The organism is Nakamurella panacisegetis, from assembly GCF_900104535.1.
Classification (GTDB): domain Bacteria; phylum Actinomycetota; class Actinomycetes; order Mycobacteriales; family Nakamurellaceae; genus Nakamurella; species Nakamurella panacisegetis.
The window spans coordinates 1,350,248-1,370,659 of record NZ_LT629710.1; the positions used below are offsets into that span (position 1 = coordinate 1,350,248).

At 68.6% G+C, this 20,412-nt stretch carries 17 protein-coding genes and 1 pseudogene; 13 read left to right on the forward strand and 5 right to left on the reverse strand.

Annotated elements, in window-relative coordinates:
- The first annotated feature begins 145 nt into the window (after positions 1-145).
- The 11 genes from BLS97_RS05910 (at position 146) to BLS97_RS05960 (ending at position 12,247) form a co-directional block, all read left to right on the forward strand.
- Complete coding sequence (locus BLS97_RS05910) at positions 146-1,207, forward strand: LacI family DNA-binding transcriptional regulator (protein WP_090475067.1); 1,062 nt, start codon at positions 146-148, stop codon at positions 1,205-1,207.
- The gene (locus tag BLS97_RS05915; protein ID WP_090475068.1) at positions 1,204-2,043 is read left to right on the forward strand and encodes a class I fructose-bisphosphate aldolase; all 840 of its coding nucleotides are present in this window, start codon (positions 1,204-1,206) and stop codon (positions 2,041-2,043) included. The genes BLS97_RS05910 and BLS97_RS05915 overlap by 4 nt, the downstream gene beginning before the upstream one ends.
- A complete protein-coding gene (locus BLS97_RS05920) occupies positions 2,040-3,230 on the forward strand; it encodes a Gfo/Idh/MocA family protein (RefSeq protein ID WP_231988384.1) in 1,191 nt (396 codons plus the stop codon). Before BLS97_RS05915 ends, BLS97_RS05920 begins: the two co-directional genes overlap by 4 nt.
- A 657-nt stretch (positions 3,231-3,887) precedes the next feature.
- On the forward strand, positions 3,888-4,853 hold the full coding sequence (locus BLS97_RS05925; protein WP_090475070.1) for a 1-phosphofructokinase family hexose kinase: 966 nt from the start codon (positions 3,888-3,890) through the stop codon (positions 4,851-4,853).
- On the forward strand, positions 4,850-5,857 hold the full coding sequence (locus BLS97_RS05930) for a LacI family DNA-binding transcriptional regulator (protein WP_090475071.1): 1,008 nt from the start codon (positions 4,850-4,852) through the stop codon (positions 5,855-5,857). Before BLS97_RS05925 ends, BLS97_RS05930 begins: the two co-directional genes overlap by 4 nt.
- Positions 5,858-5,859: 2 nt before the next feature.
- A complete protein-coding gene (locus BLS97_RS05935; RefSeq protein ID WP_090475072.1) occupies positions 5,860-6,900 on the forward strand; it encodes a class I mannose-6-phosphate isomerase in 1,041 nt (346 codons plus the stop codon).
- Positions 6,897-8,363 carry an FGGY-family carbohydrate kinase gene (locus BLS97_RS05940; RefSeq protein ID WP_157695217.1) on the forward strand — a complete coding sequence of 489 codons (1,467 nt, stop codon included), beginning with the start codon at positions 6,897-6,899 and terminating at the stop codon, positions 8,361-8,363. The genes BLS97_RS05935 and BLS97_RS05940 overlap by 4 nt, the downstream gene beginning before the upstream one ends.
- Positions 8,360-9,277 (forward strand): hypothetical protein, encoded by a 918-nt coding sequence (locus BLS97_RS05945; protein WP_157695218.1) that lies wholly within the window; start codon positions 8,360-8,362, stop codon positions 9,275-9,277. The genes BLS97_RS05940 and BLS97_RS05945 overlap by 4 nt, the downstream gene beginning before the upstream one ends.
- Positions 9,274-10,041, forward strand: coding sequence for an ATP-binding cassette domain-containing protein (locus BLS97_RS05950; protein WP_090475077.1), 768 nt, complete (start codon positions 9,274-9,276; stop codon positions 10,039-10,041). The genes BLS97_RS05945 and BLS97_RS05950 overlap by 4 nt, the downstream gene beginning before the upstream one ends.
- A complete protein-coding gene (locus BLS97_RS05955; protein WP_090475078.1) occupies positions 10,038-11,105 on the forward strand; it encodes an ABC transporter permease in 1,068 nt (355 codons plus the stop codon). The genes BLS97_RS05950 and BLS97_RS05955 overlap by 4 nt, the downstream gene beginning before the upstream one ends.
- Before the next feature lie 11 nt (positions 11,106-11,116).
- Positions 11,117-12,247: an ABC transporter substrate-binding protein gene (locus BLS97_RS05960; RefSeq protein WP_090475080.1), complete on the forward strand. Its 1,131-nt coding sequence runs from the start codon at positions 11,117-11,119 to the stop codon at positions 12,245-12,247.
- A gap of 101 nt (positions 12,248-12,348) precedes the next feature.
- On the opposite strand, the gene BLS97_RS05965 is transcribed toward BLS97_RS05960, so the two are convergent.
- The 3 genes from BLS97_RS05965 to BLS97_RS05975 all read right to left on the reverse strand — a co-directional run bounded on the left by BLS97_RS05965 (position 12,349) and on the right by BLS97_RS05975 (position 15,628).
- A complete protein-coding gene (locus BLS97_RS05965; RefSeq protein WP_090481468.1) occupies positions 12,349-12,750 on the reverse strand; it encodes a PPOX class F420-dependent oxidoreductase in 402 nt (133 codons plus the stop codon).
- Between the two features lie 133 nt (positions 12,751-12,883).
- On the reverse strand, positions 12,884-14,179 hold the full coding sequence (locus BLS97_RS05970; protein WP_157695219.1) for a polysaccharide deacetylase family protein: 1,296 nt from the start codon (positions 14,177-14,179) through the stop codon (positions 12,884-12,886).
- Positions 14,180-14,269: 90 nt separating this feature from the next.
- Positions 14,270-15,628 carry a polysaccharide deacetylase family protein gene (locus BLS97_RS05975; RefSeq protein ID WP_157695220.1) on the reverse strand — a complete coding sequence of 453 codons (1,359 nt, stop codon included), beginning with the start codon at positions 15,626-15,628 and terminating at the stop codon, positions 14,270-14,272.
- Positions 15,629-15,907: 279 nt separating this feature from the next.
- Between BLS97_RS05975 and BLS97_RS05980 the strand changes: the two genes are divergently transcribed.
- Positions 15,908-16,753, forward strand: coding sequence for a CPBP family intramembrane glutamic endopeptidase (locus BLS97_RS05980; protein WP_090475085.1), 846 nt, complete (start codon positions 15,908-15,910; stop codon positions 16,751-16,753).
- Positions 16,754-16,996: 243 nt separating this feature from the next.
- Here BLS97_RS05980 and BLS97_RS05985 read toward each other — a convergent pair whose 3' ends face one another.
- On the reverse strand, positions 16,997-17,941 hold the full coding sequence (locus BLS97_RS05985) for a DUF5926 family protein (protein WP_090475087.1): 945 nt from the start codon (positions 17,939-17,941) through the stop codon (positions 16,997-16,999).
- Positions 17,942-18,214: 273 nt separating this feature from the next.
- Between BLS97_RS05985 and BLS97_RS05990 the strand changes: the two genes are divergently transcribed.
- A complete protein-coding gene (locus BLS97_RS05990; protein WP_157695221.1) occupies positions 18,215-19,627 on the forward strand; it encodes an SDR family oxidoreductase in 1,413 nt (470 codons plus the stop codon).
- An 83-nt stretch (positions 19,628-19,710) separates the two neighbouring features.
- Here BLS97_RS05990 and BLS97_RS23750 read toward each other — a convergent pair.
- Positions 19,711-20,190, reverse strand: a pseudogene (locus tag BLS97_RS23750) (DUF4328 domain-containing protein); the annotation flags it as partial.
- Positions 20,191-20,412 lie beyond the last annotated feature (222 nt).

The following is a 20,412-nucleotide window of genomic DNA, read 5'->3' on the forward strand; positions in this document are numbered from 1 at the left end:
GCCGAACTCCGACCTCGGCTTCGACGCCCCGGCAAACGGGCCTTGACAAGGCATGCGAACTCGCGGCAAAGTACCCGAGACAACGTTGTCTCACCGCTCGGTGAGAAGCGTGATGGTCGCTCGGCCGGACGAGAGGGCGTGAGGAATGCAGTCGTCGCCTCGCGCCCGTCGCGCCACCATGACCGACGTCGCCCGGGCCGCGCAGGTCAGCCTCAAAACGGTCAGCCGCTACGTGAACGGCGAGACCAACATCGACCCGGTGATCGGCGCCCGGATTGCCGAAGCCATTGCCGCCCTTCGTTTCCGACGCAACATGGCGGCGGCCAGTATCCGCCCCGGACAGCGTTCCCAGCTCGTCGGGTTGATCATCGAGGACGTCGCCAACCCGTTCTACTCGGCACTGACCCGGAGCGTCGAGTTGGCGCTCCGCGCGGCCGGTCTGCTGCTGCTCGCCGCCAGTTCCGAGGAGGACCCGGTCCGTTTCACGCGGTTGATCGAACAACTCATCGAGCGGCGGGTCGACGGCCTCATCGTGGTCGCGCCCAGTCATCCGGAACCGGGTTGGCCCGAACTCGCTCGCGAGATCCCGGCCCTGGTCATCCTGGACCGCTTCGACGACACGATCGATGCCGACAGCATCGTCGGCGACGACGTCGGCGGCGGAACAGCGGCGACCGAACTGCTGGTCGGCTCGGGCGCCCGGCGGATCGCGTTCGTCGGCGAGGCCCTCGGCCTGTCCACCATCAACGGCCGCTACCAGGGTTACCTCGCCGCCCTGGCCGCGGCCGGGCTGACGGCCGACCCGGCCCTGGTCATCGACGGGGTTCGCACCAGCGACGACGTGTGCACAGCGGTCACCGAGCTCCTCCGGCCCGGTGTCCAGGTCGATGCCTTCTTTGCCGCGAACAACCTGGCCAGCCTGGGCGTTCTCAAGGCGTTCCGGCGCTTGGGCATCTCCCGTCCCATCGTCGGCTACGACGATTTCGAATCGGCGGCCCTGGTGCAGCCGGCGGTGACCGTGGTCAGCCACAGCGTGGCCGACATGGGGCGCCGGTCGGCCGAACTGCTGCTGGCCAGGATCGACGGTGACCGAACGCCGGCGCACCACCTCGTCCTCCCCGCGACCACCACCCTGCGCGCGTCCCATCGCGCGCCGATCCCCCATCGTCCTGATCCACCACTCACAGAGATGACGACAACCCCGTGATCCAGTACAAGCTCCGTCGCCTGTTCAACCCGACCTCCGGACGGCTGCTCGACGTCGCCGTCGACCACGGATTCTTCGGCGAACCCGCGTTCCTCACCGGTATCGCCGACCTACCGGCCGCGATCGCCACCCTGGTCGAGGCCGGTCCCGACGCCATCCAGCTGACCATCGGCCAGGCCCGGCTGCTGCAGAACCGACCGGGGAGGTTCAAACCGAGCCTGGTCCTCCGCGCCGACGTGGCCAACGTCTACGGCGCGGACCTGCCGGAGCGGGTGTTCAGCCTGCCGATCGAGAACGCCGCCGTCAGCGCGGCTCAGCTCGACGCCACCTGTCTGGTGGTCAACATCTTCGATCTGCCCGGCCAGCCCGAACTCAAGGAGCAGTGCATCCGGAATGTCCTCGCGCTCCGGGCCGAGTGCACCAAGCTGTACATCCCGCTGATGGTCGAGCCGTTGGTCATGCGCGCCAACAATTCCGGCGGCGCCTACCTGGTCGATGGTGACATCGACCGGATCACGTCGTTGGTCCGCCAGGCGGTCGAACTCGGCGCCGATCTGATCAAGGCCGACCCGTCGGACGACATCTCGGAGTACCACCGGGTGGTCGAGGTCGCATCCGGCATCCCGGTGCTGGTCCGCGGCGGCGGCCGGGTCGCCGACGACGTGCTGCTCCAGCGCACGAAGGATGTCCTGGAACAGGGCGCGACCGGGATCGTCTACGGCCGCAACATCATTCAGCACCGCGATCCGGCCGGGATCACCCACGCGCTGATGTCCGTGCTGCACGAGAACGCGTCCGTCGAGCACGCACTGACCCTGATCGGCGGCCAGGCGTGAGCGCCCGGCAGCCGGTCCGCGTCGGCGTCATCGGTGCCGGGCTGATGGGCAAGGAACTGGCCGGTGCCCTCGGCCGGTGGTCCGCCCTGTCCGACTCGGCCGTCGATCCCCAGCTGACCGCCGTGTGCGACGTCAACGCCCCGGCCCTCGACTGGTTCCGCCGGGTCTCGTCGGTGCGGACGCTGACCGACGACTACCGCAATCTGCTCGACGGATCGGTCGACGTGCTCTACGTCGCCGTTCCTCACCACCTGCACGAGAGCCTCTACCTGGACATCGCCGCCGCTGGCGTCGATTTCCTCGGGGAGAAGCCGTTCGGCATCGATCCGGGCGCCTCCGCGGCCATCGGCGACGGGATCGCCGCCTCGTCCGCCTTCGTCCGCTGCTCCAGCGAGATGCCTTTCTATCCCGGTGCGCAGCAGGCGATCTCGTTCCTACAGCAGGGCCGGGCGGGACGGATCATCGAGGCGAACTTCGCGTTCCTGCACTCGAGTGATCTCAACGTGGACAAGCCGATCAACTGGAAACGGCAGACCCAGTTCTGCGGCCAGATCGGCGTCATGGGCGACCTGGGCATGCACGTCACGCACGTCCCGCTCCGGCTCGGTTGGCAGCCATCGTCGGTATTCGCTCAGCTACAGGATCTGGTGCCGACCCGGCCCGACGGCAAGGGCGGCGTCGCCGACTGCGACACCATCGAGAACGCCACCCTCTGCACCCGCGTCACCGATCCGTTGGGTGATTTCCCGCTGACCCTGGAGACCAAGCGCATCGCTCCCGGCGAGATGAACACCTGGCGCATGCGCGTCGTCGGGATGGACGGCGGCGTGGAGTTCAGCACGCGCTACCCCGCATCCCTCAAGGTGATGACGGTCCGCGACGGCCAGCAGGTGTGGGAGGAACGAATGGCCGGAAGCCAGTCGGCCCAGCCGACGATCACCGGCGGCATCTTCGAATTCGGCTTCACCGACGCGTTGCTGCAGATGTGGGCGGCGTACTTCGCCGAACGGGCCGGTGAGCTCGGTGACGCCTTCGGCTGCGCCACCCCAGCTGAGGCGTTGGCCAGTCACGACCTGTTCGACGCCGCCCTTCGGTCGAGTGCCACCGGCTCGGCGGTCCCGTTCACCTCCGGCACCAGACGCCGGCACGTGGCATCCGACGTCGCCGGAGTGATCGGGAGGGCCTGAGGTGGTGCGCCGCCGGCCGGCCAGGCGTAGGTCCGGCACGGTTCAGGCGCCCCACTCGTCCCAGTCACACCCGTTCGCCCCGTCCACACCCGTTCGCTCCGTCCGCACCCGTTCGCTCCGTCCGCACCCGTTGACGGCCCGGGAACGGGTGTCCCGGTGGCGAACGGGTGTCGCGGTGGCGAACGGGTGTGGCAGCCCGCTGCGAGCGGTCCGGATCCCGATATATCTGCGTCGATCCCAGGCGCCGGCTGCCTGCGATGAAGGGCGATGAATGGCGGCGACCGAGCGGAGCCAGCCTGCAGCACCGCCCGGATCATTCAACGCGCCAAGCACTTTCGGTGTCACAGCGAACACGCGCTCCTACCGAGCGTGATCTTGATCGATTCATCGGACACCGTCAGTGCACCCGGCGTCACGGTCGAACGACACCCCCCTCGACAGTTACCGAACCGTGACGTCCCGGCAAAGTCCCGGCCATTGACAACGCTGTCATGCCGGGGCACAGTGGCGGATACGTCCCGATCCACCCGGTGACCACGGTCACAGATTGACTTGATGCGTCGAAAATGACAACGCTGTCAATCGTCACCTCGGGCGAACGCACCACCGCTGTCGACACCGACGCCGATACCGGAAATCGCAGGAGGAGAGGCACTGATGCTGATCGCCGCACCCAACCTGTGCCTCGACATCACCATCCGCCTCGCTGCCCTCGTCCCTGGCACGGTCGCGCGGGCCGGAAGCACGGACACCTCCGCCGGCAGCAAGGGCGTGAATGTGGCGCGGGCCGCGAAGTCGATCGGCGCCCGGCCCGTCATCGCGGGCTTCCTCCCGCATGGCAACGGTGATCGCCTCCTCCAGCTCCTGGACGAAGAACAGCTTGAGCTGCAGCACGTTCCGGTTGACGGAGAGCTGCGCCTGGCCACCATCCTGCTCGAGGACAGCGGCCGGGTGACCATGGTCAACGGCCGCGGCGCATTCGTCAGCACGCAGCGTTGGCAGCAGTACGCCGAACTCGTCGCCCAGGCCGCGCCCGGCCGGCACGTCCTGGTCTGCAGCGGTTCACTGCCCCCCGGCCTGCCGACCGACGCCTACCGCCGCCTCGTGCAGATCGGCCACCTGGCCGGACTCCCGGTGATCGTCGACGCGGCCCCGGACGTCCTCCGCGATGCACTTCCGGCCGAGCCGGACCTGGTGTCCCCCAACCTGTCCGAGGCCGAAGGACTGCTCCTGGGCCGGGTCGGCGAGGAGGTCGACGAACAGGGCGACGACATCCCCGGACGGGCGGTCGAGGCCGCCGTCGCCCTGCACGCCCGCGGTGCGGTCCGCGCGGTGGTCACGGCCGGAGCCCACGGCGCCGCGTTGGCCACTTCCGCCGGTTCCTGGTGGTTGCCCGCCCTGCCGGTGGACGTGGTCAACCCGATCGGCGCCGGCGACTGTTTCGCGGCCGGCGCGGCCAACGCCCTGATGGCCGGCGCCGACGACCTCGACATCGTCCGACACGGCATGTCGGTCGCCGCCGCGGCCTGCGAGACCCCGACCGCGGGACGTCTCAACCCGGCTCGGGCGGCGGCACTGTTCGAAATGTCGACCGCAGAGCCGATCCCGGCGGCGGCCCGATGACCGGCCGCGCCACCGTCTACGACGTGGCCCGCGTGGCCGGCGTCTCCATCAAGACCGTGTCCCGGGTCGTCAACGGGTCCGAGCAGGTTTCCGAGCAGACCCGGCAACGGGTGCTGACCGCCGTGGCCGAACTGGCCTACGTCCGCAACTCGGTTGCCCACTCCCTCCGGACCGGCAGCGGCGACACCATCGGCGTCGTCATCGATTCGATCGCCGACACGTTCTTCGCCAAGCTCGTCTCGGTCGTCGAGGAACGCATGCTGGCCGAGGGCATCGGGGTGCTGATCGCGTCCACCGGGCGGTCGGCCGGCCGCGAACACGACCAGGTCGTCCGGTTGGCCGGCCAGAATGTGCGCGCCCTGCTGATCGCGCCGATCGGTGACGACCACAGTTACTTCACCGACGCCACCGCCGGTCTGCCCGTCGTCCTGGTCGACCGTGGTTGGGAGATCCCCGGCTACGACACGGTTCTCGTCCACGACCGGTTGGGTGCCCAGACGGCGACCGCCCACCTGATCGCCGGTGGACATCGGCGCATCGCCTTCATCGGCGACGACGGTGACCTGCCGACCATCGCCGAGCGGCGGCTGGGCTACCTGGACGCGCTGACGGCGGGCGGCCTGCCGATCGACGACGCTCTGCTGCGCACCGGCTGCGGCGAGCCCGAGCCGGCCGCCATCGCCACCGCCGAGCTGCTGGCCATGCCCGACGCGCCCACCGCGGTGTTCTCCTCGAACCCGCGGGCCAGCCTGGGTGTCGTCCGGGCCCTGCACCAGGGCGGCCGCACCGACATCGCCCTGGTCAGCTTCGGCGACTTCGCCCTGGCCGACTCGCTGGAGCCGGCGGTCACCATCGTCGACCAGGATCCGACGCTGATCGCCGAAGCCGCCGTCGACCTTCTGCTCGCCCGGATGCGCGGCGAGCAGTCCGAGGCCAACAACATCGTGCTACCCGTCAACGTGGTACCGCGAGGATCCGGAGAACTGCTGCCGTGCAACCGATAGTCATGCCCCCCAACATCATCGACCACTTCTACCTCGGCGGTTCGAAGATCGCCGAGCTGCGCGGAGTCGACCTGCCGTCCCCCCGCCGTCCCGAGGAGTGGTTGGCCGCAACCACCTCCCGCGCCGGTGAGCCGGAGATCGGGCCCAGCCGAACCGCCACCGGCGCGTTGCTCCGTGACCTGATCGCCGCCGACCCGGTCGCCTGGGTGGGCTCGCCGGACGGACCCCCCGGCGACAACGGCATCCTGGTCAAGTTGCTCGATCCGGACCAGCGGCTGCCGGTGCACGTGCACCCGGACCGTTCGTTCGCGCTGTCCCACCTGAACTGCCCGTACGGCAAGACCGAAGCCTGGTACGTCCTGGACACCACCGGAGCGGATCCGTCGGTCTGGCTCGGGTGGGCGCAGGACGTCGACCCGGACGAACTGGCCCGCCGCGTCGACGCACAGGACTCGGACTGGATGCTCTCCCGGATGAACCGCATCTCGGTTCGTCCCGGCGACGGGATCCTCGTCCCGTCCGGCACCGCCCACGCCACCGGCGAAGGCGTCTTCGTGACCGAGGTGCAGGAACCGACCGACTTCTCCATCATCCTGGAATGGGTCGTCACCACCTCCACCCGCGACGAGTCACACCTCGGCCTCGGTCTGCCGCTCGCACTGACCGCGACCAATCACCGGGCCTTCACCGCCGCCGATCTGGACCGCCTGGTCGTACACACCGACCCGACCTCGACATCTGCCGCACCACAACGATTGCTGCCCACCGACGCGGATCCCTTCTTCCGTCTGGATCGGTTGGCACCGGGCGGCCGCGGCGCTCCTGGGCTGCCCGCCGGATTCGCGGTCGGCATCGTCCGCAGCGGCTCCGGCACGCTCTCCGGCGCCAACGGCGAACCGATGGACGTGACCCGCGGCGAGGTGGTCGCCATTCCCGCGGCCTTCGGCGACTGGCGGATCGACGGTGACGTCGAACTCATCGCCTGCCGCCCCGGTGCGGGCTGGCCCGGCACCCTGGTCACCACCGGCGCCGGTGCACCGTGACCACGTCCATCCTGCTGGGCGTCGACGTGGGCACCTCCGACTCGAAAGTGCTGGCCACCACGACCACCGGCGAGGAGATCACCTCCGTCTCCAGTGCGACCCAGTGGCGCAACCACGGCGGACAGTTCACCGACACCGATCCGGAGAAGTTGGCGAGCGGCGTGCTCGCCCTCCTCGACCGGGCCGTCGCGGCCTCCCGCGATCTCGTCGGCCCGGTGTCGGTCAGCGCCATCGCCATCACCGGGATGGCCGAAGCCGGTGTCCTGCTGGATGAGTCGGGCGTCGCCGTGCACCCGATCATGGCCTGGTTCGACCCCCGGGGCGGTGACGAGATCCAAGCCCTGCCCGTGCCGCTGCTGCGAGAATTCTGCGGTCGGACCGGCCTCCCGGCGAACGCGCTGGCCACCATCGCGAAGCTGGCCTGGATGCGCGGCCAGGGAACGGTGCTGCGGGGCAAGCAGTGGCTGAACGTTCCCGAGTTCCTGGTGCACCGGCTCGGCGGGGTGCGCGCCTCGGAGATGTCATTGGCCGCACGGACCGGCCTGATGGACCAGGACACCGGGGAACTGTGGCCCGAGGCCCTCGCCGCCATCGAAGCCGATGGCTCACTGATCCCGCCCCGCGTCGTCGCCGGGACGCCCCTCGGGCGGGCCGGCGGACCGGAGGTGCCGGTCGGAATCCATGGCGCGGTGCTCACGATCGCGGGCCACGACCATCCCGTGGCCGCGGTCGGGTGCGGTGCCACCGGAGCCGACGAGATCTTTGATTCCTTCGGCACCGCCGAGGCTCTGGTCCGCAGTGTCGACGGCAACCTGGACGCCGCGGCCCGTGACCGACTGGCCTCGGCCGGGGTGAATTCGGTGCACCACGTGCTCGCCGGACGGCGGTTGTTGCTCGGCGGCACCAAGGCCGGGCTGCTGCTGCGCCGCACCCTGGACATGCTCGGGGCCGGGGCCAGCGAGCGCCGGGCCGAACTGGACCGGTCCGCCTGCGAACTGTCCGACACGGCCGGCGAAGCGGCCACCGAAGGTATCCGGATCTGGGGCGCCGCCAACAACGACGGCACCCTGCGCATCAACGTCACCACCGACGCGGTCAGCCCGGCCGCCATCTGGCTGGCGACGCTGGATCACGCCGTCGACGAGGCAGCCCGCTGCCTCGACCTGATGGCAGCCGAGATCGGCCCCGCCAGCGCGGTGGTCGTGGCCGGCGGATGGACCCGGATGCAGTCGGTCCGGCAATCCAAGGAATCCTCGCTGCCCAATGTTCGTTTCTCCGACCGATCCCAGGCCGGCGCATTCGGGGCCACCATGTTTGCGGCGCACGCCGCATTGGTAGCCGAAAGACTCACCACCACAGGCGATTCCAGCGGCAATTCGCTGGCCCTGCCGGACGGGCCCAGCGAAGCCTTCGCGGCCCGTTACACCCACCGCACGCAGACTCTCGAGGAGATCACCACATGACGGCCACCACCCGGACCGGGCTCGCATCCATCGCCACCGATCAGGACACCTTCGCGATCGTGGCCATGGATCAGCGGAACACGCTCAAGCGGATGTACCACGCGGTCGGCATCCCGGACCCGTCAGACGACGAACTGATCCAGATCAAGGCCGACACCGTGGAAGCGCTGCGCGGCAGCGCTTCCGGCTATCTCCTGGACCCGACCTTCGGTGTCCCCGGCCTGGCCCGCATTCCGAAGGAGGGTGCCCCGTACGGCGTCCTCGTCGCCGCTGAGCCGTCCGAGCGCGGCACCATCAACGGAGAGCCCCGCGGACACCGTGATCCGGCTCTGAACGCGCAGTGGGTCAAGGACCAGGGCGGCGATGCGCTGAAGTTCTACGTCCAGCTCCGCGCCGACCGCAAGCCGGGTCCGGACGGTGTCGACACCACGGCCGAGGTGCTCGAGGTCATCAAGCAGGTCGTCGCCGACTGCCGCGAGGTGGGCATCCCCAGCGTCATGGAGAACCTGATCTTCCCGCTGGCCGGCGAGGAGCCGCCGACCCCGGCCCAGCGCGCCGACCGCATCATCGAGGCCGCGATTCTGATGGACGAGCTCAAGCCCGACCTGATCAAGGTCGAGTACCCGGGTGACGAGGCGTCCTGCAAGCGGCTGGCCGACTCCCTGACCGTGCCCTGGGCCGTCCTCTCGGCCGGTGTCGCGTTCGAGGAATTCGCTGCGGCCCTGCGCATCTCGTGCGACGCCGGTGGTGCGAGCGGCTTCATCGCCGGGCGTTCCATCTGGAAGGACGCGGTCGGCATGGATCAGGTGACTCGGAAGGCCTACCTGGCCGACGAGGGCAGGCGTCGTCTGGACAACCTCGTCCAGGTGATCGACGGGCGTGCGCGCCCCTACACGGAGGTGACAGCGCGGTGACCCCCATTCTTGAAGCACGCGGGCTGTCCAGGAGCTTCGGACACGTCCGGGCCCTGGACGAGGCGGACTTCGACGTCAACGAAGGCGAGGTGGTCGCCCTCATCGGCGACAACGGCGCCGGCAAGTCAACCATGGTGAAGGCGCTCTCGGGCAATCTAGCGCTCGACGAAGGTCAGGTCTTCTTCGAGGGCGAGCAGATCGAGATGACGACCCCGCAACAGGTGTCGGCTCTGGGTATCGAGGTCGTCTATCAGGACCTAGCCCTGGCCCCACATCTGGACCCGGCTCAGAACGTGTTCCTCGGCCGGGAACTTCCGGCCAAGGGGATCCTCGGAAGGTTCGGGTTCATGGACAACAAGGAGATGCGACGTCAAGCCCGGGCGTCCTTCGACGAACTGGGCGCCACGGTGCGGTCGTTGACCGCGCCGGTCGGGTCGATGTCGGGCGGGCAGCGGCAGGGCATCGCCATCGCCCGGGCCATCGCCTGGGCCTCGAAGGTCGTCTTCCTGGACGAGCCGACCGCCGCCCTCGGCGTGGTGCAGACCAAGAACGTGTTGGAGACGATCAAGCGGGTACGCGACCGAGGCATCGCCGTCGTTCTGATCTCGCATTCGATGCCGCACGTGTTGGAGGTGTCCGACCGGGTACAGGTGATGCGCCTCGGCCGGCGCGTGGCGACCTTGGCGACCAAGGGCAGTTCGGTCGAAGAACTGGTCGGCGCTATGACCGGTGCCCTGGACTTCTCGAACGGATCGGCGGCATGAGCATCATTTCCCCCAACAAGCCCGAAGTGGCGCTCGATGACGAGCGACACGAATCGCTGCTCAAGCGGCTGGCCAATCTCCAGTCGGTCTGGATCCTGGGCGTACTGCTCGTCATCGTCGCCTACTTCGCGATCGCCGGCGGCGGGAACTTCTTTTCCGGCAACAACTTCTCATTGATCAGTCAGAACATCTCGGTCCTGGCCATCATCGGTGTCGGGATGACCTTCATCATCATCACCTCCGGCATCGACCTCTCGGTCGGCTCCGTCCTGGTGTTCGCCTCGGTGATCTCGGCCAAGGTGATCGAGGCGATGGGCGGCACCAGCGGCGGGGCCGTTCTCCTGGGCATTCTGGCCGGGCTGGTGGCCGGCGGCGCCTGGGGGTGGTTGAACGGATTCCTCGTGGCCAAGGCCAAGATCCCGCCATTCATCGTGACCCTGGGAACCCTGTCCGCCGCATTGGGTCTGGCCCAGGTCATCACCTCTGGCCTGAACATCACCCTGGACGAATCGGCCCTGACCGATTTCGGCATCTACACCAAAGTGCTCGGCATCCCGGCGTTGCCGTTTGTTGCCCTGATCGTTGTCATTCTCGGCGGAATTCTCTTGCACCGGACGAAGTTCGGTCGCTATACTTACGCGATCGGCTCGAACGCCGAGGCAGCCAAGCGGGTTGGCGTCAAGGTCGATCGACATCTGATCCAGGTCTATTGCCTGGCCGGAGTTCTCGCCGGCTTGGGAGCAGTTCTCTACCTGGCGCAGTTCGGCACCACGACGATTGCCGGCCAATCCCTCACCAACCTGAATGTCATTGCGGCGGTCGTCATCGGCGGCACGTCGGTGTTCGGTGGCGAGGGCTCCATGTTCGGCACTATCGTCGGTTTGTTCATTCCGGCCGTTCTGCAATCCGGCTTCGTCATCATCGGTGTCCAGCCATTCTGGCAGGGCGTCGCGGTCGGCATGGTGTTGATTGCCGCCGTGTACATCGACCAGACCCGACGGGCCGCGGCTCTTCGCGGCGCAAGATCCTCCCGTTCCGGTAAAAAGCCGGCCGGCAAAAAGTGAAAGGAAACGCAATGAAGCGGTCCCTCGTCCTCGGCGTCGCCGCCAGCGCCGCCATGGCGCTGGTACTGGCGGGATGTTCGTCGTCCAAGCCATCCGACGCCAGCAGCACTTCATCGGCCGCCGCCGCGACCTCGGCCGCGGCCTCCGCCCCGGCTGTCGTGTCGTCCTCCGCCGCCCCAGCCTCATCGGCGGCCGGTTCGTCCGCCGCAGGTTCCTCGGCCGCCGGTTCCTCCTCTGCGGGCTCCTCGGCCGCGGCGCCGACCAAGGCCAGCAAGAACTACAAGATCTCCTTCATCCAGGGCGTGGCCGGTGACAACTTCTACATCACCATGCAGTGCGGCATCCAGACCGAGGCGGCCAAGCTCGGCGTCACGGTGAACACCCAGGGCGCCACCAAGTTCGACCCGACCCTGCAGACCCCGATCCTCGACTCGGTCGTCTCGTCGAAGCCGGACGCCATCCTGATCGCCCCGACCGACGTCAAGGCCATGCAGGCGCCGTTGGCCAAGGCAGCAGCCGCCGGCATCAAGATCGTTCTCGTCGACACCACCGTCAACGACCCGTCGTTCGCTGTCTCGCAGGTCTCCTCCGACAACGTCGGCGGCGGAAAGGCGGCCTTCACCGCGATCAAGGGTCTGCAGCCCAAGGGCGGCAAGGTTCTCGTCATCTCGGTTGATCCCGGCATCTCCACCACCGATGCGCGGGTCGCTGGCTTCGAGACGGCCACGAAGGCCGACTCGTCGTTCAACTACCTCGGCGTCCAGTACTCGCACAACGACCCGGCCACGGCCGCGTCGCTGGTGACGGCCGCCCTGCAGAAGGACCCCGACATCGTCGGCATCTTCGCCACCAACCTGTTCGCCGCCGAGGGCGCGGCCACCGGCATCAAGCAGGCCGGCAAGTCGGGCAAGGTCTCGATCGTCGGCTTCGACGCCGGCCCGGACCAGATCAAGGCGCTCAAGGCCGGAACGGTTCAGGCCCTGGTGGCCCAGCAACCGGACACCATCGGCGTCGACGGATTGGACCAGGCCGTCGCGGGTCTCGACGGCGGCAAGGTCACCCCGAAGATCCAGACCGGCTTCTCCATCATCACCTCGGCCAACGTCGACAGCACCACGGCCGCGTACAAGGCAGCCTGCTGACCTGCGCGGATCGGTAGCCCACGCCGGCGATCCGCGGAGTGAGAAACAGCGCCCCCTGAGCCAACGGCTCAGGGGGCGCTGTGCTGCCGGAGCGACGCCGGCTACAGCTGGCCGGATGCGCTCTGCGGGGTGATGCGGATGACGACCCGGCGGTCGGCGATCATCGCGCGCCGGTAGTCGGCCCAGTCCGGGTGCTCACCGACGATGGCCCGGTAGACCTCGTCCAGCAGGTCCAGCGCCTCCGGTTGCTCGACGATCTCGGCCGTGCCGTCGACCTGGACCCATGGTCCGAAGAAGCCGGTCGTGAAGACCAGCACCGAGACCGCCGCATTCCGTCGAAGGTTCGCCACCTTGGCCAGATGACTCCGGCTGGAGATGACAATCTTGCCGTCGATGACGCCGGCGCTGACCGGCGACATCTGCAACCGGTCGTCCCTCTTGCGCGTCGCCAGCACGGCGCGGTCGTTCTCGGTGATGAAGGCAACGGCGTCAGCGATATCCATGACGCCGATTCTGCCAGCCGTACCCAGCGCCCGACCGGACTTGGCCCGGTCGACGACCGTGGACGCCGCCGCCGACCATGGTCGTCCGAGCATCGTCAAAGCGGACGACCGGACCGTCGGCGGGGCCGCAGGATCAGCCGGCGGCCAACTCGGGGTTCTGCGCCTGGAGCTGGGCCAGCCGGGCCGGGTCCTGCATCTCCATCCACGCGATCAGGTCGCGGAAGGGAACGCAGTAGGTGTCCGGCTTGCCGCAGTTGTTCAGCACGAAGTTGCCGATGGCGTCGGAGTAGGCGTTGTTGTTCCAGGCGTTGAAGTGGTTGCCCAGGATCAGCGGTGCCCGGTTGCCGTTGTACGTCGCGTTGTACATGTCCTGGTAGGTCGCCGTGACCTGGGCCGAGTCCTTCTTGCTCTGGTCCACGGAGACGCCGTTCGAGCTGGCGTTCTCCTGGGTGTAGTAGAAGTTGTAGTCCATCGTGATCTGGAAGTGGTTGGTCCCGTGGATCGGGAACTCGGCCATGCCGATCTGCCAGATCTTGTACTGCTTGGACTGCGTGGGCCAGGAGATGCCGCGACGGGTGAACGAGCTGTCGTACGTCATGCCGTGGGCCTTCAGCGCCGGGAACAGATCCTCGGCATGCCCTTCCAGACACGGGGTCCGCTCACCCTTGATCTCACTGGCCGGCAGGTTCAGCTGCACGCTCGCGGGCAGGTTGTTGTTGGCGTTGACGTTCTTGACCAGGGAGAAGAACTGATCGAGTTCGCTGTTCCAGTCGGCGGTGTTCCAGTCGTTGCCGCCGGGCGCGTTGTCGCTGCAGAAGTGCCCGTTGAAGTGGGTGCCGATCTCGTTGCCCTCGGCCAGCGACTTGTTGATGTCGGCGATCTCGACCGGGATGTCTGACGGTTCGGCCCAGCTGATCGACGCCTTGCCGGGTCCGTGTCCCGGTCCCTGGTACTTGGTCTTGGTCGCGGTGCTGAGCATGTAGGTGCCGGAGAGGAAGCCGGTGAAGTGGAACGGCACCTTCTGCATGATGTCGAACCAGTACTGCCACTTCTCGTGCCAGCCGACGCCGTCGAAGCTGACCACGATGAACTGCGGTGCCTTCTCCCCGGCCTTCAACTTGGTCGGGACGAATCCGTCGGGCATGGCCCCGGGGGCGCCACTGGTCGCAGCCGTCGTCGTGCCGGCCGTCTTCGTGGGCTTGGACGTCGGTGACGTCCGGGTCGTCGTCCCCTTGCCGGTGGCAGCCGACTTCGAGGTCGAGCCGGCGGCCGAGTTACCGGACGAGGTACCGGCCACGGTCTGATTGCTGGTCACCGTCACCGCCTGGTCGGAACTGGAACTGGTGCACGCCGACACCACCAGGGAGACCGACACCGCCGCCGCCATCCCGGCGAACCGCGCTCGCGTTCTCCATGACCGTCGTGACATCAAGAAGTCCTCCAGTGATCCGTCAGGTGAAAATTCGGGGGGCCTGTTTGGGCCCGAAGCTGTGAGTACGGCATGAGTACCCAGTATCACTCAGTACCGGATGAGGCCGTCGCATTTCGGCCACTTCAGGTACGGGCAGCCGCCGAGGTTGGACTGGTGGTTCTGCAGCGCCTTGAGCACGGCCGGATCCTGAGCGTTCATCCAATCGACCAGATCGCGGAACGGGACGCAGTGCACGCCGGTCTTGCCGCACTCGGCCAACGCGAAGTTACCGACCGCGTTCGAGTATGCATTGTTGTTCCAGTCGTTGAAGTGGTTTCCGATGATCAGCGGCTCGTTGACGCCGTCGGTCTGAGCCGCCTTCAGCATGTCCTCGTAGGTGGCGAGCACCTGCGCGGAGTCGGCTGCGCTCTTGGCCGGGGACGGAGCGGCCCCGCCGGCCACGGTGTCCGGCTCCTGCTGGGCGTAGAAGTTGTAGTCCATGGTGATCTGCGGGTGTCCCGTGCCATGCATGGGGAACTCGCTCATCCCCATTTCCCAGATCTTGCCGTCCGCGCTCTTCACCGGCCAGGACAGTCCGGTGCGGGTGAACGAGCTGTCGTAGTCCATCCCGTGCGCCTCGAGCGCCGGGTACAGGTCCGCCTTGTGGCCGGTCAGACACGGGGTCCGCTCGCCCTTGATCTCCGCCGCCGCGATATTCAACTTGGCGGTGATTCCGTTGTTCACGTCGACGTTCCTGACCAGCGAGAAGAACTGATCGAGTTCATTGTTCCAGTCCGAGGAATCCCATTGATTCCCACCCGGCACGTTGTCGTCACAGAAATGTCCGTTGAAATGTGTGCCGACCTCATTGCCGAGGGAGATCGATTTGTTCAGATTGTTGATCTCGACCGGGATGTCCGAGGGGGCATCCCACGGAATGGAGGACTTACCGGTGGCGTGCCCGGGCCCGGTGTACTTGTCCTTGGTCGCGTCGCTGAGCATGTAGGTCCCGGAGAGGAATCCGGTGAAGTGCAGCGGGACCTTCTGCATGATGCCGAACCAGTACTGCCACTTGGCGTCCCAGCCGGTGCCGTCGAAGCTGAAGACGATGAACTGCGGCGCCTTCTCCCCCCGCTTCAACTTCGTGATCTTGAACCCATCAGGCTCCGTGCCACCGGCCGGAACACCGCCGTTGTCGTTCGCCGGCACCCCTGACGCGGGAACACCGGGGTTGGCGGACGAGCCGGTCGAGCCGCGGCCGGACGTCTGACCGGCCGTCGGGGCGGCGGCGGACCCAGCCCCCGGGGACCCGGAACTCGAGGCGTGACCGGGAGCCGTCACCTGTCGGGTGACCGTTGCGACGGCGCCGCCACTGCCGCCGGTGCACGCGGTCAGCAGCAACGTGCCCACGGCGACCAGGGACAGCACGACGACCCGACGCCGGGTGACGCGCGAACGATTCCGCAAACCAAGCTCCTTCGACGATCCACGATCACTTCACGAACCCACCCGACAGCTCAGGTCTGCCCCGTCGTCCGATCACGCCGGACGAAGGAAGACGTGTGCCGGGCCTGTCGGTTCCCTGTGTCCGACCCGTTCACTGTCCAACGATTGCTGTGCACCCGCGGTAAGGCGAGCAAATTCCGGGCCGCCCGGGAAGGATCACTTACCTCGGCGAAAGACCGACCCGGGCGGTCCGAGCACCCACATCGGCCCCAGTGAGAGCGGCCTACGCTGGTGGGCGCCATGACTACCTCCCCCTCGGCATCGCCGAGCCGCCGCAATTGGTACAGCGTCGACCCCGTCGACGACTTCCAGCTCACGGACCGCCAGGACACCCGACGGTCCATCGGCACCGAGCTGTCCATCGTCTTCCTGATCACGCTCGGGATGAGCGGGCTGACCTCGCTGGTCCAGCTCATCGAGACGCAGATCAAGGCCAACCAGGCGAAGACCGTGATCAGCCACTACGTGGTGGCGGTGGCCGCACCGAAGTCGACCGTCGGCTACATCGATCTGGTCTACCAACTGCTGAGCATCACCCGGGGCTTCGCCGAGGGCGCGCTGGGGTTGTATCTGCTGTGGCGCGCCGGGTTCAGCCTGTCGCGTCGGCTGGGGCTGAACCTGCGCCGCCCGGGGTGGGACATCGGGCTCGGCTTCGGGCTGGCCGCGGTGATCGGCATTCCCGGGCTCGGGCTGTACCTGTTGTCCCAGCACTTCGGGTACAGCCTGACGGTCCAGGCCTCCACCATGACGGACGTCTGGTGGCGAGTTCCGGTCACCGTCCTGATCGCTCTGGAGAACGGCTTCCTGGAGGAGGTGCTGGTGGTCGGATACCTGACCACCCGGCTGCGCCAGCTCCGTTGGTCGACGGCCGCCGTCATCGCCGGCAGCGCGTTCCTCCGCGGGACGTATCACCTCTACCAGGGCTACGGCGCGTTCGTCGGCAACGCCATCATGGGCATCGTCTTCAGCTGGTTCTACCTGCGGTTCCGGCGGCTGTGGCCGCTCGTCATCGCGCACTCGCTCATCGACACCGTCACGCTGGTCGCGTATCCCCTGCTCAAGGGGCACGTCAGCTGGCTGCCGTAGTCCCCTGGGCCGCCGGGGAGCGCACGCCGCTATTGTGCGCAGACAGCAGTGCCTTGCGCAGACAGCAGTGCCCTGCGCATACAGCAGTGCCCTGCGCATACAGCAGTGCCCAGCGCATACAGCAGTGCCCAGCGCATACAGCAGTGCCCAGCGCAGACGAAAGTGCCCGTTGGGAGCCGGATCCGGCTCCCAACGGGCACTTCTGTCTGCGCTGGGCAGGAATGTATGCGCCGGAGGACAGCCTCAGCGCAGGGTGAACTGTCGACCGAGGATGCCGTCACGGGCACGGCGCTGGGCCGACGTCATCGGCTCGTCGACGGCGAGGGCCTTCTCCAACCGGGCGGCGAATTCCTTCGCCGGGCCGTCCCACTCGCTCGGGTGCGCGTCGCGGTCGAGGTCCCACACCGGGACCAGCCGACCGTGGGCGCGGAAGGAACCGACGTACCGCGACCCGTCGCCGAGGTCCAGTTCGTCGTCGACCGACAACCGGGCCAGGGCGGCCATCAGGGGTGCCTCGTCCTCGGGGCGGACCCAGCGCAGGTGCGCCTTCTCGCCGGCGTCGACCCAGTACACACCGGGGAGGTCGGCGACCCGAGCGGTGGGCATGATGGCCCCGTTGGCCCGTTCCAGGGACAGCGCGACCTCGCTCCCCGGCTCGGGCTCGGCCTCCAGCCACCAGCCGAACGAATCGTGCACGGTGACGTCGAACGGCTCGTTGACCACCAGATCCTGGAAGCGCTTGCCCTCGGTGGCACGGCCGACGACCGGCAGCACACTGGACGGCTCGGCGGCGAGCGCCCATTCCAGTGCGGCCGCCAGATCGCGGGAGAGATCACCGGAATGGGTCTGCACCTGCATCCCGAGCAGGATCGAGCGATCGGACCGGGTCAGCGCGGCGGCCGCGGCCGGAAGGACCGTGGCCAACGTGATCGAGGGCACACCATCGACCGGCTGCTGGAGGGTGAGCGGCACGGTGGCCGACGGCACGAACTCCCGGAGGGCGATCAACTCGGTCTCAGCCAGCAGACCTTCGAAGGGCCGGGCCACGATCATCTCCGCCGCGTCGGCCGCCCCGTGGCACGCCTTGTAACGGCGGCCGGAACCACACGGGCACGGGCGACGGGGGTTGTCGCCGGCCGCAACGCCGGACGGGACGGTCGAGACTCGCTCTTTGGTCTTCTTGGACACACCCGTCACCGTATCGGACACAACGGGCCGGGACCGACCGCGCGCAGCCCGCGGTACCGGCGCCGATCGCCCTGGCACGACCTGAACCCGACCTTGACGGTGGTGGGATTCGGCCCCGCGCAAGTAGGGTGCTCAGGTCGGGGGTAACGGGATCCTTGCGTCCAGCGGAGCGGCCGTCACGGCCGTGTCCGCAGGTCGCGGCCGACCCGCAGCCGCCGACGACCGATCCGCACCGACTAACGGTCGCTACCGCACCGGCGCACCCCGAGGATGATGACTTTGCCGATCGACGATGTGTGGCTGGCCGGCGAGTCGACGACTGGAGTGCCCGACCAACGCATCCACCACACCGATCCGAACTCGATGGCCGACGGCAGCAACGGTGCCCTCATGAATCCGCAGAACGGCAGCAATGGTGCGCACATGAACCCCCAGAACGGCAGCAACGGAGTCGACCGGGACCCGTCGTCCAACCACCCGGCCGACGCCGGCCACGGTCGGCCCCGCACCTTCGACCCTCGCTCCTTCGACCCCGGTCCCGACCTCCCGCCGCTGCCCACCCTGCGTCCATTGCCGACGATCAAGCCGATGGCCACGTGGCCGCCGAAAGCACCGCCGGCGCAGGCTCCGGACGAGCCGCGCACTCCGGACGAGCCGGCCGCTCCGGTGGCGGCGACGGCGACAGCGGCGACGGAAGCGCCAACTGACGCCGACGCACCGGCCGGCCCGGACGCGGCAGTGGTCGAACCGGCGGACGTGTCCCCGGAACCGTCCGATCCGACCGACCTTCCGCCCGCGACGGGCGAACCGGCCGACGATCGGACCATCCGGGTCTCCGGGCTCAGCATCGACGGCGGCGTGGACGACATCGTGGCCGGCCCGGTGGGTTCGGCCCCGGTGGCCCCCGCGACGGGGCCGGGCACGCCGGCCCCGACGATCCGACGTCGTCGACGAGCGACGGACTTCGAGGATGGCGCTCCGGAGTCGCTCGAGGCGGCCGGCTCCCACGCCGGGCAGCGCGTGCTGGTGCTCGGCGGCAGCGGGACGGTGGGTCGCGAGATCGCCCGATCGCTGGCGGCGCGCGGAGCCCGCCTGGCCGTCCATCACGCCACCCGGGGGCCGCTGGCCGGGCAGCTCGTCCAGGACCTGCCCGGGACCGGGCATCTGGCCGTGGGGGCCGACCTCGCGGACGCCGACGCGGTGGCCGACCTGATCGCCTCGGTCGACGCGCAGTTCGACGGGTTGGACGTGGTCATCAACGCGGCGACAGCCGGCGATTCGATCGGCCGGCCGGCTCTGGTCGGCAGTTCGCTGAGCGACTGGACCGACGCCTGGACCGGCGCTCTCACGGTCGACATGCTCGGCGCGGCCACCGTCGTGCACGCGGCGGCGGCGGCCTTCATCGCTCGCGGTCGCGGCGGTCGGATCATTCTGGTCGCCGCCAAGGGCCGGGCGGCCGACGATCGGCCGAGTTCGGTCGCGGCCGCCACCGAGCAGGCCGTCGGCGCACTCGGATCAGCGCTGGCCGCGGAGCTGGCCCCTCACGGCGTCGGGCTCACCGTGGTCGGCTCCGGATCGGCGTCGTCGGCCGGTTGGTCGCCGGAAGCACTCGCCGAGGCCGTCGTCTGGCTCGCCTCCGGCCCGACCGCCTCGCTGGCGGGAGCCGTGTTCACCATCGCCGGCTGACGGGTCGGCGCCGGTGGTGCGACCACCCAGCGTCCCGCTCCACGCGGCGACGGGCCTACGAGCAACCGCAGAAAACGTCGGCCGACCAGGGCCGTGAGCACCGCGACGGCGGCGCCCACCAGGTCGACGAAGATGTGCAGCTCCACCGTGTCGGCGACTGCCTGGTCGCTGGTTCCGAACGCGCGCAGCAGTGTGGTCAGCACCAGCGCGTTGTCCAGGATCCAGGCGATCCACCAGCTCAGGACCAGCACCGACATGCGCGGGCGGTGCCCGGCGCGTTCCGGGTCGGCGGCGAGATAGCCGTCAACCTCGGCGGCGATGATCCCGAGACCCCACACGTTCCAGCCGGGGACGACCAGCCGGGCCAGGACGGACGCCGGCGGCCGGCTCGGCTCCCGTCCGAGCCGACGGGCGCCGCCTCCGTGCAACCGCACCAAGACCGTGGCCATCACGATCGCCGTGACGAGGGACCCGATGACGGCCGCCGAGCCGGCGATCGTCAGGAACAGATCCGAAGCCCGGACCAATGGCCCGGACAGAATCTCGGTGCGACCACGCATCATCAGCGCATAGCGCCAGATCTCGCCGGCGGCCGCGGTGAGGGCAGCGACGCCGGTGATCGCCGCCGCCCACCGGCCCACCCGAAGAGCGGTCACCGGGGAGTCCCGTGACGTGTCCGCCTCGGCCGGAACGAGGTCGCGCCAGACCACCGGCGGGAAGCCCCACCGCGGCGGCCGGGCGCCGTAGGACGGCGGCCCCAGGTAGGGAGTCCGGCCGGGTGACGG

Bases quoted from the DNA above. Each gene is read 5' to 3' on its own strand.
- BLS97_RS05910 (WP_090475067.1), top strand. From the start codon at position 146: ATGCAGTCGTCGCCTCGCGCCCGTCGCGCCACCATGACCGACGTCGCC.
- BLS97_RS05925 (WP_090475070.1), top strand. From the start codon at position 3,888: ATGCTGATCGCCGCACCCAACCTGTGCCTCGACATCACCATCCGCCTC.
- BLS97_RS05930 (WP_090475071.1), top strand. From the start codon at position 4,850: ATGACCGGCCGCGCCACCGTCTACGACGTGGCCCGCGTGGCCGGCGTC.
- BLS97_RS05935 (WP_090475072.1), top strand. From the start codon at position 5,860: ATGCCCCCCAACATCATCGACCACTTCTACCTCGGCGGTTCGAAGATC.
- BLS97_RS05945 (WP_157695218.1), top strand. From the start codon at position 8,360: ATGACGGCCACCACCCGGACCGGGCTCGCATCCATCGCCACCGATCAG.
- BLS97_RS05955 (WP_090475078.1), top strand. From the start codon at position 10,038: ATGAGCATCATTTCCCCCAACAAGCCCGAAGTGGCGCTCGATGACGAG.
- BLS97_RS05960 (WP_090475080.1), top strand. From the start codon at position 11,117: ATGAAGCGGTCCCTCGTCCTCGGCGTCGCCGCCAGCGCCGCCATGGCG.
- BLS97_RS05965 (WP_090481468.1), bottom strand. From the start codon at position 12,750: ATGGATATCGCTGACGCCGTTGCCTTCATCACCGAGAACGACCGCGCC.
- BLS97_RS05970 (WP_157695219.1), bottom strand. From the start codon at position 14,179: ATGTCACGACGGTCATGGAGAACGCGAGCGCGGTTCGCCGGGATGGCG.
- BLS97_RS05980 (WP_090475085.1), top strand. From the start codon at position 15,908: ATGACTACCTCCCCCTCGGCATCGCCGAGCCGCCGCAATTGGTACAGC.
- BLS97_RS05990 (WP_157695221.1), top strand. From the start codon at position 18,215: ATGACTTTGCCGATCGACGATGTGTGGCTGGCCGGCGAGTCGACGACT.